Here is a 13,241-nt window from a genome sequence, read left to right on the forward strand (position 1 = left end):
ACCATGGGGGCCTGCGTCTCATCCACGCAGGCCGTTCTTTTTAACATCGCGATGTTGCCGAAATCCGCCACGGCGCGTCTGATGGAAGAGTGCGTACTCCGGGTCCATTTGTCGCGGTCATCCTGTTTGTCGGGGCGTTGCTGCCGTTCGCTCATGCCGCGTCCGCACACCGGCACAAGGTCACACCGCACAGGCCCATCGTCGTTGGCTACTTTCCGCAGTGGCAGCTTTATGCCGATACACCCTATTCCGTAAAAGCCCTTGATCAGAGCGGCGGCGCCAGGCTGCTGGACCAGATCAATTACGCACAGGGCTTCGTCAAAGACGGTCACTGCTCGGTCGCCGATCCCAATGCTGATCTGAAGACTATCTACAGCGCTGAAAATAGTGTCAATGGCATCGCTGACGACCCCTCATCGCATTTCCATGGCTACTTTCACCAGATACAAGAGTTGAAACGAAAGTATCCACGCCTGAGGCTGCTCATCTCCCTGGAAGGCCGAGCTGCTGACTTCGCTGCGGATGCTCAACCCGCTGTCCGCAAACAATTTGTCCGCTCCTGTATCGATACATTCCTCCACGGCCATTTCGCGGATGGCATCGATGTGCCGGGTCTCTTCGATGGCTTCGACATCGACTGGGAGTCGCCTCACCAGGAAGACGCGGAAAACTTCCGCGAACTGCTACGCGAGTTCCGGGAGCAGATGAATGCTGTGCGGCCAGGGCTCCGGCTTTCCATCGCAGTAGGTCCGTCGCCCCGCATGCTCGGCGGAGTCGATTTTCGATCCATCATCCCCTACCTCGACCAGGTAGGCGTCATGAATTATGACTATGTCGGTCCCTGGATGCAGCGTTCCGGTTTCATCGCACCACTCTTCCGCGATCCGGCACATCCCGGCGGAAGTATCGACCGCGGCATGAATGACTACATCGCCGCCGGTGTTCCGGCACACATGTTGCTGATGGGTATGCCCTTCTATGGATATGGCTGGAAGGTCCCGGACGGCGACAATCACGGTCTCTTTCAGGCAGGACCAGGCATCCGCGGCGAAGACTACCCCTATCACCGGATCCGGAACATGAAGGGCAAATACATTCTCTACCGTGATCGCGTCTCGCACGCTCCCTGGCTGTATGACGGTGATACGTTCTTTACCTTCGAAGACACCGCCTCGCTCAGTTACAAGGCGGCGTACGCCGCGAAACATGGCCTTGGCGGAGTGATGATCTGGGAGCTGAGTGGAGACACCTCAGATGCCGAGCTGCTGCACACCGTCCATCGCTCCCTGAACCGTCCCCCGGCCTGGTACACCTTTCCGCCGGAGGCCTCGCCGGCAAGCGCTCCACAGCAGGCGGTACGAACTCGATCAACCGAAGCGCCCTAAGCTTTGCTACACTGGCGGCTCAAGCACAATGACCATCGCTGAGAGCACCTTTGTTCCCATGAAGATGCTGCTGGAAGATCGCGGTAACCGCGTTCCCCGCACATTGGACCACGTGCCCTTCACCATCGGGCGTCTCACGGACCGCTCGCTTGTGCTGGACCACCCGTTCATCTCGCGCTCGCACGCACAGATCAACTTTATTGACGGACAATACTTCCTCGAGGACCTCCGGAGTACCCACGGCACCTATCTGAACGGCCGCCGTCTGGACCCGATGGCCGGCCCACAGGCACTCAACGCGGGAGACAAGCTTCGCTTCGGCTCCTCCGACGGTCCGCTGCTCCGCTTCGGCAAACCGAACCGCGACATAGCCAGCCTGAAAGATCTGATGGGCCAGATGCAGTCGATCGCGATGCCGAGCGAGGGCTCGGACCTGGAGAAGCTGCGCTGGTTTCTGGAAGCTGCGCGGAAGCTGAACGCCGTCGGCGCTGTACAAGAGGTGCTGCAGTCGCTCGTCGAGATTACGCTCGATTTGACGCAGATGGAACGCGGGTATGTCTACCTGCGTGATACGGCGACTGGCGAGATGTCCATGGCTGTGGGACTCACGCTTGCCGGGGAGAAACTAGCCGATGACCGTGGGGTGGCCCAGTCTGCTATCCAGCAGGCGACTCGCACTGCCGCCGAATACATCGTCACTGATACGCTCTCACTCGATGGCGGCCTCTCTGACTCCATGGTTGCCGGCAGCATCCGCACGGTGATTTGCATTCCGCTGCGCAGCCGTCACGGAGACTTTGGCAGTGACGAAGACAGTAAGCCCGAGTTCGGTGGAGAGATCCTCGGCGTCCTCTATCTCGATAGCCGTCTGAAGGCAGGCACTCTCAACGAGGTCGATAGCGGCCTGCTGGAGACGATCGCCGGCGAAGCAGCCTCCCTGATTGAAAATGCATCGCTTGCCCGCGCGGAAGAGGCGGCCCGCCGCTATCGCGAAGAACTGAACATCGCGGCACAGATTCAACAGGGCCTGATGACCGTGCAGATTCCGGACATCCCGTATGCCCGCATCAACGCCCGCAACGTTCCCTGTAAAGATGTCGGAGGTGATTTCTTCGATGTCGTGGTCGATGAAGACGGCGTATCGCTCGTCATCACGGATGTCTCCGGCAAAGGCGTCTCCGCGGCACTTCTAGCCTCTACCCTTCAGGGACTGGTGTACTCCCAGTTAGCTGCCCGGCAGCCGCTGGAGCAGGTGGCACGCATGTGCAACCGCTTCATCTGCGCGAAGGACATCGGCAAGTACGCCACCATGATCGTGCTGAAGCTCACCAAGAGCGGCAACCTGCAGTACATCAACTGTGGTCACGTCATGCCCCTCCTGGTAGGAGATGGAGCGGTTGAGAAACTTACCGCAACCAATCTTCCCGTCGGCCTGCTTCCCGATGCCGAGTACGAGACCGCGTATCTGAAGATGCCGCAGAACAGCCGCCTGATCCTGGTGACGGATGGAGTCACCGAAGCCGAAAATCCCGAAGGTGAGTTCTTTGGCGATGACCGGCTTGAGGGCGCCGCATCTCAGTTTGAGTCGATGACCGAGATGTTTGACTCCGTGCAACGTTTCATGAACGGAGCACCTCCGACGGACGACTGCACGATGATCGAGCTGCGGTACCACGATCGCCGTGGAGAAACTCGCTCCTAAGTGATTGCTGCAGCCTCTAGAGCATTTTCCCTGTTGCTCTATCGTCCCTTAGCCTTCGCTTCCGTCAGCAGCGGTGAACCTGCATCTGCGTCCTTCCAGAGCGTCGCAAACGCTTTATAGGCTGGCGCGGCGTTGTTGTGATCTCCCATGGCATCGTATGCATGGGCCAGGCCGATCTGCGCCGCCGGATAGACAGTACCGCCCGTGAGCAGTGACTGGCCACGATGTTGCAACTGAATCTGATGATCGATCAGTGCGACCTGAGGCTTACCGGTCGCAACCTGTGCCAGGCCGCGCAGGTAGGCTCCGATGGTTATCGTGTCATAGGCCTTAGCCCTCGATAATAGATCGAGCGCTGCTGTGGGCTGGCCCGTCTTCAACTGAATCGCCGCGGTGACTACTGGCGCGAAATATTCCTTCGCCACCGTCCCCTGCTGGCTGTTCAATACGCTGAGATGTTGTTGCGCTGCTGCCTCATCGCCACACATCGCGGCTGCAAGACCCGCATAGTAGGCCGCTCTGGGAGAGGTCGATGTTGCGGAAGGAAGAAAGCTCTTCGCACCGGCGCAATCTGAGAGCAGAGCTCGATCCAGCGCTGCCTGTCCGGCAAAGGTCGCAGCTACGGCTGCCAGTTTTGGATTCTGGGATACCGATGTAATTGCCTGGCGCCATACGGCTGCTCCGGCCTGCAATCTTCCGGTGTTATCGAGATAAGTTGCATATGCTGGAGCCACCGTCAACGCGTCGGGCTGCTGCCGGGCCAGTTCAATCTGTGCAGCGAGAAGGTCATCCTTCCCTTGAAGATAGGCTGCCAGTAATTCCTGATCGCTGTGCTTCGAGCCCACTTTTACTGCCTGGCGTTCTAGTTCCAGGGCCGCCTCATAGCGGTTCTGCGCCGTCATCGCGACTTCAGCTTCGCGATACAGGCTGCCGTCGCCTGGATTCAGTTTCAGGCCCTGTTGGGCCGCCTGACCGGCTTCTGCCCAGCGTCCCATCTTTCGATCCAATACCGCCTGCAGGCGGAACCCATCGAGGTCGCTGGTAAAGGCCGTGAGATACGCTTTTGCCAGCTCGGATGCCTTCGGAAGGTTGCCGGAAGCGAAGAGCTCCTGAGTCAGCGCCGACAGAGAGGCCAACCGCTGTCCGCTCTTGGCGGCGTTAGCACCGGCAGACCGCGCCGCCGAAGCGGCTGCGTCATATGCGCCGACAGCGTCATACAACAGAGCCAGTTTCAACGCCGGCTGCACAAATGCCGGATCGGCAGCAACAGCACTCTCATAGGCATGTATAGCCAGTGCCGGCTGCCACAAGCTGAGTGCCATCTCGCCGCGAGCATATTCCCGCAAGGCTTCCTGCGATGAGCTGGCCAGGCTGTTGAAGGAGACACTTGTCTTCTGGATGTCGGCGTTCGACTCTCCCAGAGCAGCGCGCAGCGGCTGAGCCAGGCGATCCAGGGTGACGCCAATCTGCTCCTTGCTGGCAGCCCTGTCGGTAAACGTTGCCAGAGTACGATTGGAAGTCGTTTCGTGCAGCGTCAGCTCAATGTCATAGCCGGCTCCGCTGCTTGAGATCTTGCCGAAAAGGAAAACAGGCACACCGGAGTCGGTTGCAATCTGTCGCGCTTTTGCCTCATCCACAGGCTGGTCTGCAGCGCCGTCTCCCGAGAGCTGAGCGTGGAAGGATTCAGGGCCGCGGTAGGCGATCGCCGGCGACTGCGACAACTCCATAGCCACAGCCGTGGCAACCCAGTCATCGAGCGTGCTGTCACCGGTGTCGTTTTGAATCGAGGTCACCATCACGGCCTGTCCCGGCGCCATAACATCGGAGACCACGCTCTTGTTGCGGAACCTGAAGAACGCAAATGTCCCGGCAGCAATCACCAGAACCGCGACAGCCACGAACAGCAGCGTCTTACTGCTCTTTTGCTCCGGCGCAGCCTCGGCATCGCTCTCGTACGCAACATGCGGCCGTGCGGCCACAATACCCGAGCCGGAGGCGGCCATCCGCTGTGCTGATCTTTGCCCTGACGCCACAGCGACAGCGGCGGTCCTGTCTTCCGAATGATGGGCAGCGGCTTGCGACGAATGGGGAGCTGGAGGACGCCAGCCTGCCGCCGGGATATTGACCTCCGTAGGGTCCGCTGGACCAGAGGCTCGAGCCGGCTCCGGCTGCGCGGCCGCGACACCCATCCTGGAAGGAGGGATGAACGGCTGGGAGGCGCGTTCCGGCAAATCGTTCTCACGGCGGCCGCCAGGTACCGGTGGGCTCGATATGCGGCGAATCCGCCGATCGACGGACCGCGGATCGCCAGGATCATTCACCGGCGGCTTGGACCGCTGCATCCACGGAGCCTTCTTGCCTCCGTCACGAACCTCTGCCAACGCTGCGGCAACTTCCCCGGCACTCTGGTACCGATTCTTGCGATCTTTCGCCAGCAGCTTAAGGATGACCTTCTCCAGATCCTTCGGGACATTTGCACCGAAACTCTTCATCGTCGGCGGATCATGGCTCAGGATGTTGACGAAGATCACGGCACTGGTTGCTCCATCAAATGGCACACACCCGGTCGCCATCTCGAACAGGACCACACCCAGCGAAAAGAGATCGGACCGCGCATCGAGCTGTTCCCCACGCGCCTGCTCAGGCGACATATACGCAACGGTGCCAACCGTTGATCCTGTGACCGTCAGATCCTGCGTGTGTTGAGAATGCCCTGTCAGACGCTCGATCTTCGCCAGACCAAAATCCAGAACCTTTGCCTGCCAGGCACCGCTGGGACGCGGGACGAGGAAAACATTTGCGGGCTTGATGTCGCGGTGGACGATATTCTTCGCGTGCGCCGCGGCCAGCGCCTCGGCGACCTCAATGCCGTAGGCCAGCACCTCTGCCACAGGCATGGGGCCACGGTCGATGGCGTCGCGTAGTGTCTCGCCATCGAGCAGCTCCATCACCATGTAGGGATCGCCGTCATGGTCGCCGATGTCGAAGATCGTGCGGATATTCGGATGGTTCAACGCCGAGGCGGCACGCGCCTCACGGAGAAAACGTTCATGCATCCCTGGCATGGAGAGGTCTTCATGCAACACCTTCAAGGCGACCTCGCGGTGAAGACGGGTATCCAGAGCACGGAATACCGACCCCATACCGCCGCGTCCAAGAGACCCGAGTATCTGGTACGGGCCTATAAAACTTCCAATTTCAAAACTCATATCCAGAACATCGCAATCCGCGGCACTTCGGCAGAAACCACCAAACTAACTTGTGAAAGTGCGTCCATCATACCCCGTCCTTGCCGGGCTGCGAATAGCTTTTCCTGCCACCTCCCGTCGATACAATGAAAGCGTATGCCCGATACCCCCATACAACGCCTGCCGCTGGGCCAAACGCTGCTGATCGACGCGGATGACACCCTTTGGGAGAACAACATCTATTTTGAACGGGCCATCGCAAGCTTCATCTCGCTGCTTAGCCACCACGCGTACAGCCCCGATGAGATACGCCATCACCTGAATGCGTGCGAGCGCGAGACCATCCGTCAGCGCGGTTATGGCCTGAAGAGCTTCCGTCAGTCGCTGGTGAACTGTTTTGAACAGCTCTCCCCAGAACCCGTCTCTCCGCAGACGCACGAACAGATCTCCAGCTTTGCCGATGCCATTGCAACCCAGGAGATTGAGCTCCTACCAGGCGTTGCCGATACGCTGGCTGAGCTGACGACACGCCATCGCATCATTCTCGTCACCAAAGGCGACGATTGGGAACAGCGCGACAAGCTGGAACGCTCCGGCCTGAAGCCGTGTTTTCATGAGATCGAAGTTCTACCGGAAAAACACAGCGAAGCCTACTTGACTTTGCGCGATCGTCATCGTTGCGAAGCGGCTTCCACGTGGATGATCGGAAATTCACCCAAGAGCGATGTCAACCCGGCTCTTGAGGCGGGTTTGAATGCCATTTTTATTCCGCACGACAACACCTGGATGCTGGAACATGAAGAGCTGCTTCCGCCTCCATCGAGCCAGGCCTTTCTGCAACTCCCCGCCTTTTCCCATCTGGCGCACTATTTCTAAAACCGCGTAAACCGAAAATAAACCGAGGTTAACGCAAAAGAGCCCGCCTTCGCAGCGGGCTCTTAGCAACCTTGTTGGAAAGTGGCTTAGGCCAGAACCTTGGTCACGCTCTTGTCAATGGTGTCCTTGGGCACGTAACCGACAATCTGCTCGGCGACCTTGCCATCCTTGAAGATCAGCAGCGCCGGAATGCCGCGAATGCCATAACGTGCAGGCGTTTGTGCGTTCTGGTCCACATTCATCTTCATTACCTTCAACTGTCCGTTGTAAGTAGTGGCCACTTCATCAACGATGGGCGCAAGCGCTCGACAAGGACCACACCATGCGGCCCAGAAATCAACCATTACGGGTTGCTGCGACTGCAGCACCTCGCTCTCGAATGTCGCATCGCTTACATCTGCTACGTTTGCCATCGTTCCTCCCTTTTTCTCTCCGCATTATAGGATGCTGAAACCTGCCTCGCGATTCACACCCCTGATTTGGGCGGGAAACCCTGTTATTTTTCAGCTTAAAAGGAGAAGCGCCCGGATCTATAAAGATCAACGGGCGCCGGAGCAGCCCTCCCCCAGAACTGCCCACGAGATGACAGTATTGGTGAGATCAAAACTTGTAAAGCAATCTTCAGTAACCCGCGGTAATAGGTTACTTCGTGGACACGCTAGCGCCCTCAGCCACGCGAGTGAGAATAACCTCGAGTCCCGGATCTTCGCTTCGCGATCTTGCCCGCGCGATCACCTCTTCCGGATCGGCATCCTTGTCGAGTACCAACAGGACCGACGGCCCTGCGCCGCTGAGTGCGACACCTAACACACCATTCACGCCAGAAAGGGGCAGCAGAGCCTTCAGGAGAGGGCAGGCATCCATACGGTATGGTTGGTGCATTCTGTCCTGCATGGCCAGCCGCAGCAGATCGCCCCGGCCTGCCGCGAAGGCGCCCATAAGAAGCGCACTGCGCTGCACGTTGAAGATCGCGTCGGCCTTTGAGTACTCTGCCGGCAGCATGCCACGGGCTTTTGCCGTCGAGAGCGAGCTTCCCGGAATCGCCACCAGGAACTGCCAGTCAGCAGGAGCAGCGATCTTAACCGCCGCGACTTCGCCGTCCGGCTGCATGGCAGATGCTACGACGCCACCCAGCAACGCCGCGGCCACATTGTCGGGATGTCCCTCGATGCGAGTCACTTCGCGCAACAGACGGGCTTCGTTCCAGCCTAATCCACCGATCTCATTGGCAAGAAGCACCGCAGCCACGATGGCCGCCGCCGAGGAGCCGCAACCCCGCCCTAACGGAATATCATTCCTGAGCGCCAGTTTCAGACCCGGAACAGGGTGTCCCGAGGCCCGCAGAAGATCGCCAATGGTCTCAAGGATCAGGTTATGTTCGAGCCGCCCGCACAGAAGCGCGTCCCGGCCTGAAGCGTCAACCGAGGTCTGTTCGGCGACCTCCGCATCGACTTCCAGATACATGGCCAGCGCCATGCCCAGCGCATCAAATCCCGGCCCGAGATTGGCAGAACTTGCAGGGACTCTTACAGATACGGTCATAACTGAATGCTGCTCTCGAGCGCCTTAAGCACCGCGTCGGTCTGCGCTTCCAGTACCACCGGCGGCTTACGTAGCGAAGAGGCCTCCTGGTCCGAAAACAGAGTTCCACGGTGAAAATCGATGGTGTACTCCGGGTCCTTCAGGGTGTGCCCTGTCAGCAGAAGGACAACCCGTTCCTCGCGGCCGACGCGTCCGTCCCGGGTAAGCTTCTTCAGCCCCGCCAGGGTGACGGCAGAAGCCGGTTCGCATCCGATTCCTTCCGCCCCGATCTCAGCCTTGGCCTGAGCGATCTCCTGCTCGGAGACCTCCTCCACCCATCCGCCGGTTGCGCGGATGACGCGCACAGCCTTCCTCCAGCTTGCGGGATTGCCGATGCGAATTGCGGTTGCCCGGGTGTCCGCGACAACAGGCGAAAGCTGTTCCCCGGCACTTGCCTGCATTGCCCGATAAAGCGGATTTGCACCGTGGGCCTGGACGACAGAGATCTTCGGAACACGGCTGATGAGTCCCAGGCGCTTCATCTCTTCGAAACCTTTGCCAAGCGCGGAGCTATTGGCTAGATTGCCGCCGGGGACGATCACGTGCTCCGGCACCTGCCAGTCCATCTGCTCCACCATCTCGAGAGCGGGTGTCTTCTGCCCTTCGAGGCGATAGGGATTCACTGAATTGAGCATGTAGATCGGCAGGCGCTTGACCAGGTCATTCAAGACCCGGACGCAGCCATCGAAATCGCTTTTAAGCTGGATGGTCAATGCACCGTAATCCATGGACTGCGACAGCTTGCCCCAGGCGATCTTGCCTTCGGGAATAAACACGATGCTGGTCAAACCGGCGCGCGCGGCATAGGCTGCCATGGCGGCCGAGGTATTTCCCGTAGAGGCGCAGGCGACCACCTTGAAGCCCCGCTCGGCGGCGACCGACAGGGCGGCTGTCATGCCGGTGTCTTTGAAGCTGCCCGTCGGATTCATGCCCTGGTGCTTGGCCAACAGCCAATCCACACCGGCGATTTTCCCGCAGCGAGGCAGCTCATACAAAGGCGTATTGCCTTCGCGGAGAGTCACGGCATGAGATGGATCATCGAGAATCGGCAGCAGGTCGCGGAAACGCCAGACACCACTCTGATCGATCGGAAGGGTGGAAGAGCGGCGTTCCTGCCACAGCCAGCGCAGCGCGCCCGCATTGGGAAGGTTGGCGCCATCGGACGACCACGGGTAAACCACTTCGTACAGCTCACCGCACTGGGCACAGCGAAAGTTGGAGGTCGCATCTGTACCGGCAATGCGCGCACCGCACCCTGTGCATCTAAGCTCGTGTGACTTCTCTTTCATCGGTATCTCTAGGGTACCGTAAACTTTCTGCCATGCTCAAAGCGCTGCTCCTCCTCTTGTTGATTCCTCCAGCATTCGGACAGACAAAGCCGGTGGAATTGCGGCTTGCAGCGGCAGCAGATCTGCAGCCCGTGCTTGAGGTCCTGGGGCCGGTCTATGAGAAGAAGTCAAACGTCCACCTGCTGGTCTCCTATGCAGCTTCCTCCGTCCTGGCCAGCCAGATCATCTCGGCAGGTCCGGGAGGTCCCTTTGACGTGTTTATGGGGGCCGATTTCTATTTTCCGGAGAAGGTGGTCGCAGCCAATTTGGCGGACACCGGCAGCCCAATTCCCTATGCCAAGGGCACCCTGGTTCTATGGACGCGGAATGGATCCCCATTCAACCCTCTCCAACTGGCGGCACTGGAGTCAGCCAACCTCAAATCTCTGGCTATCGCCGACCCCGAGCACGCCCCGTATGGCCGTGCTGCGATGGAAGCATTGAAAAGGCTCAAACTCGAGGACAAGGTCAAAGATCACCTTGTGCGTGCTGAAAATGTAGGCCAAGCCGGCCAGTTTGCCTTCACCGGGAACGCCGAACTTGCGATCATCTCGAAGACTCTGGCGGTCTCCTCGAAGTTCAAACAATCAGGAACGTTCGTGCTCTTCCCTTTCTCCAGCTATACCCCTATCACGCAAACGGCAGTCGTACTGCGCAGTTCAGCGCAGCGCGATGCCGCACACGCCTTCCTGAACTGGTTTCTCTCGAGCGAGGTTCAGCCGCACCTGCCGGACCTGGGACTCTCGCCGGTGAAGTGAGTCCAGCCCGGCCACAGGGCCCCGGTACACTGTCCTTCACCGATGGATTTCGATGCTCTGTGGCTGACATTCCGCCTGGCCTTCACCACGACCGCCATCCTGCTGTGCTTTGGACTGCCACTGGCAGCATGGTTGGCCTACGGACGAAGCCGTTTGCGTCCGCTGGCGCAGGCGCTGGTCGCTCTGCCATTGGTACTGCCTCCAACTGTGCTGGGTTTCTATCTCCTGGTGCTGCTTGGCCCCACAACCGCGGTCGGACGCGTGATCACAAAGACCCTCGGACATCCGCTTGCTTTCTCATTTACCGGGCTGCTGATAGGTTCCCTGCTATACAGCCTTCCCTTCGCCGTACAGCCCCTGGTAAGCGGCATGATGGCGGTCGGGCCGGAGCTGCGGGAGGCTGCAGCGACGCTGGGGGCACGGCCTTCCGTTGTCTTTGTGCGGGTGACCATGCCGCTGATACGTCCATCGTTGCTGACCGCCGGAATTCTGGCCTTTACCCATACCGTCGGCGAATTCGGAGTTGTATTGATGCTGGGCGGCAACATCCCGGGCGCAACGCGAACCCTCTCCATCGCGCTCTACGATCAGGTTGCCGATTTCAACTTCGCCGCAGCCAATCGCACGGCTCTTCTGCTGCTGGCCTTTTCGTTTGTCTCACTGTTGCTTGTGCACTGGCGAGCCGGGCAAAGGAGCACGCGTCTTGTCTGAGCCATTTCTATACGAACATGTCACCGCGAAGCTGGACTCAATCACGATTGACGTCACTGTGGCACTTCGCTCGCCCTGGACAGTGCTCTTCGGACCGTCAGGCTCCGGCAAGTCGACCATCCTTCGCAGCATCGCCGGATTACGCGGAGGCCCACCAGCCTGGAAACGGCATATCCCTCTCGCTTCGCAGCAGGCTGCGCTGTTTCCACATATGACGGTCAGGGGGAATCTCGAGTTCGGCCGGGAGCTCCCAGCGGGAGATTTCAAGCGCGAACAGGAGCTCCATGCCGAGCGGTTTCAGGATCTGGTTCGCGTGTTCCGTATTGGCGAGTTACTGGACCGCTATCCGGCTCAACTCTCCGGCGGCCAGGCACAACGCGTCAGTGTAGCCCGAGCGCTAATGCCCAGGTACTCGCGCCTGGTACTGCTGGATGAACCGTTTACCGGTCTGGAGCAGGCGTTGCGCGATGAGCTTCTGCTCACGCTCAAGCAATGGACACGCGAGCACAGACTCCCCGTTCTTTCCGTCACGCATGATGTCACTGAGGCGCTTCTTTTGGAAGCTGAGGTGATCAAGCTTCATGAGGGACGCATCGTCGCCCAAGGGCCGGCGCAGGAGGTGCTCGCCGAGGAACGCCTTCAGCTGTTGCGCAGTCTCGATGGATCACGAACCTTTACTCTGTAGTCTGTCCGTGCATATCCAGCAAAACATTCCGCTCGCTCCCTACACCACATTCAAGGTTGGTGGGGCGGCTCGTCTCTTCGTCGAGGCAGGAGGCGAAACCGAGATCCTTGATGCGCTTCGTTTCGCGCGGGAAGAGCGTATTCCAGTGTTTGTCCTGGGAGGCGGATCGAATCTGCTTGTAGGTGACAACGGTTTCGACGGTCTGGTGATTCGCATCGCAATGAAAGGGATCGCGCAGCAGGGCAACACTCTGACAGCAGCCGCAGGAGAAGAGTGGGATGTGCTGGTACAGCTTGCCGCTGAGCGGAATCTGCAGGGTATCGAGTGCCTGGCAGGTATTCCCGGCACAGTTGGTGGGACGCCTGTCCAGAATGTGGGCGCTTATGGTCAGGAGGTATCGCAGACCATCACCCAGGTACGTGCCATTGATCGGGCAACGCTCACCCCGCTCACGTTTACCAATGCAGAATGCGGCTTTGCCTACCGCCGCTCCCGTTTCAACCACGAGGACATTGACCGGTATATCGTCACGGCCGTGAGCTTCCGGCTGCTGCCCGGCGGCGCCCCATCGCTGGCTTACGCCGATCTGCAACGCGCGTTTCTGCCGAGTGAAACGCCTACGTTGATGGAAGTCGCGACCAAAGTCCGGAAGATTCGTGCGGCCAAAGGCATGGTCCTGATTCCTGGCGATGCCGACACTCAGTCCGCCGGATCTTTCTTCAAGAATCCCGTCGTTCCGGCAGAGCTCTACGAATCAATCGCAGCTACTCATGGCAACGTGCCCCACTGGCCTGCTCCCGGCGGTGTGAAACTCTCAGCGGCGTGGCTTCTGGAGGCCAGCGGTTTCCATAAAGGCTTTACTCTCGGCAAGGCTGGACTCTCCACCAAACATGCGTTGGCCCTGACCAACCGTGGCGGCGCGACGGCGGGCGAGATTCTGCTACTGCGCGACCATCTTCGGGCTGGTGTGAAAGCCCGGTTCGGCATCCATCTGGAGCAGGAACCGGTAGAGCTGTAGACCATTTAC

At 59.4% G+C, this 13,241-nt stretch carries 11 protein-coding genes; 7 read left to right on the plus strand and 4 right to left on the minus strand.

All coding sequences use genetic code 11. The features are described 5' to 3' along the window. Window positions 1-89: 89 nt before the first annotated feature. Together OHL21_RS16765 and OHL21_RS16770 are read left to right on the plus strand one after the other, a co-directional pair. Window positions 90-1,385 (plus strand): glycoside hydrolase family 18 protein, encoded by a 1,296-nt coding sequence (locus tag OHL21_RS16765; protein ID WP_263418438.1) that lies wholly within the window; start codon window positions 90-92, stop codon window positions 1,383-1,385. A gap of 28 nt (window positions 1,386-1,413) precedes the next feature. Then, complete coding sequence (locus OHL21_RS16770) at window positions 1,414-3,087, plus strand: SpoIIE family protein phosphatase (RefSeq protein WP_263418439.1); 1,674 nt, start codon at window positions 1,414-1,416, stop codon at window positions 3,085-3,087. Window positions 3,088-3,125: 38 nt separating this feature from the next. On the opposite strand, the gene OHL21_RS16775 is transcribed toward OHL21_RS16770, so the two are convergent. Next, window positions 3,126-6,296, minus strand: a complete 3,171-nt coding sequence (locus OHL21_RS16775) for a protein kinase domain-containing protein (protein WP_263418440.1) — start codon at window positions 6,294-6,296, stop codon at window positions 3,126-3,128. A gap of 135 nt (window positions 6,297-6,431) precedes the next feature. On the opposite strand from OHL21_RS16775, the gene OHL21_RS16780 reads away from it, so the two are divergent. Then, entirely contained in the window at window positions 6,432-7,151 is a 720-nt protein-coding gene (locus OHL21_RS16780) for an HAD family hydrolase (protein ID WP_263418441.1), read from the plus strand. 86 nt (window positions 7,152-7,237) lie between these two features. Here OHL21_RS16780 and trxA read toward each other — a convergent pair whose 3' ends face one another. The 3 genes from trxA to thrC all read right to left on the minus strand — a co-directional run bounded on the left by trxA (window position 7,238) and on the right by thrC (window position 10,021). Further along, window positions 7,238-7,564, minus strand: a complete 327-nt coding sequence (gene trxA, locus OHL21_RS16785) for a thioredoxin (protein WP_263418442.1) — start codon at window positions 7,562-7,564, stop codon at window positions 7,238-7,240. Window positions 7,565-7,793: 229 nt separating this feature from the next. Beyond that, window positions 7,794-8,693, minus strand: coding sequence for a homoserine kinase (gene thrB / locus OHL21_RS16790; protein ID WP_263418443.1), 900 nt, complete (start codon window positions 8,691-8,693; stop codon window positions 7,794-7,796). Continuing rightward, on the minus strand, window positions 8,690-10,021 hold the full coding sequence (gene thrC / locus OHL21_RS16795; protein ID WP_263418444.1) for a threonine synthase: 1,332 nt from the start codon (window positions 10,019-10,021) through the stop codon (window positions 8,690-8,692). Before thrC ends, thrB begins: the two co-directional genes overlap by 4 nt. Before the next feature lie 32 nt (window positions 10,022-10,053). Between thrC and modA the strand changes: the two genes are divergently transcribed. Genes modA through OHL21_RS16815 form a run of 4 tightly spaced genes read left to right on the plus strand, consistent with a single transcriptional unit; the run spans window position 10,054 to window position 13,232 of the window. After that, the gene (gene modA, locus OHL21_RS16800) at window positions 10,054-10,818 is read left to right on the plus strand and encodes a molybdate ABC transporter substrate-binding protein (protein ID WP_263418445.1); all 765 of its coding nucleotides are present in this window, start codon (window positions 10,054-10,056) and stop codon (window positions 10,816-10,818) included. Between the two features lie 42 nt (window positions 10,819-10,860). Beyond that, a complete protein-coding gene (modB, locus tag OHL21_RS16805) occupies window positions 10,861-11,529 on the plus strand; it encodes a molybdate ABC transporter permease subunit (RefSeq protein WP_263418446.1) in 669 nt (222 codons plus the stop codon). Continuing rightward, window positions 11,522-12,214: an ATP-binding cassette domain-containing protein gene (locus OHL21_RS16810; RefSeq protein ID WP_263418447.1), complete on the plus strand. Its 693-nt coding sequence runs from the start codon at window positions 11,522-11,524 to the stop codon at window positions 12,212-12,214. Before modB ends, OHL21_RS16810 begins: the two co-directional genes overlap by 8 nt. A 7-nt stretch (window positions 12,215-12,221) precedes the next feature. Then, a complete protein-coding gene (locus tag OHL21_RS16815; RefSeq protein ID WP_263418448.1) occupies window positions 12,222-13,232 on the plus strand; it encodes a UDP-N-acetylmuramate dehydrogenase in 1,011 nt (336 codons plus the stop codon). Window positions 13,233-13,241 lie beyond the last annotated feature (9 nt).

The organism is Terriglobus albidus (genome assembly GCF_025685425.1).
Taxonomy (GTDB): domain Bacteria; phylum Acidobacteriota; class Terriglobia; order Terriglobales; family Acidobacteriaceae; genus Terriglobus; species Terriglobus albidus.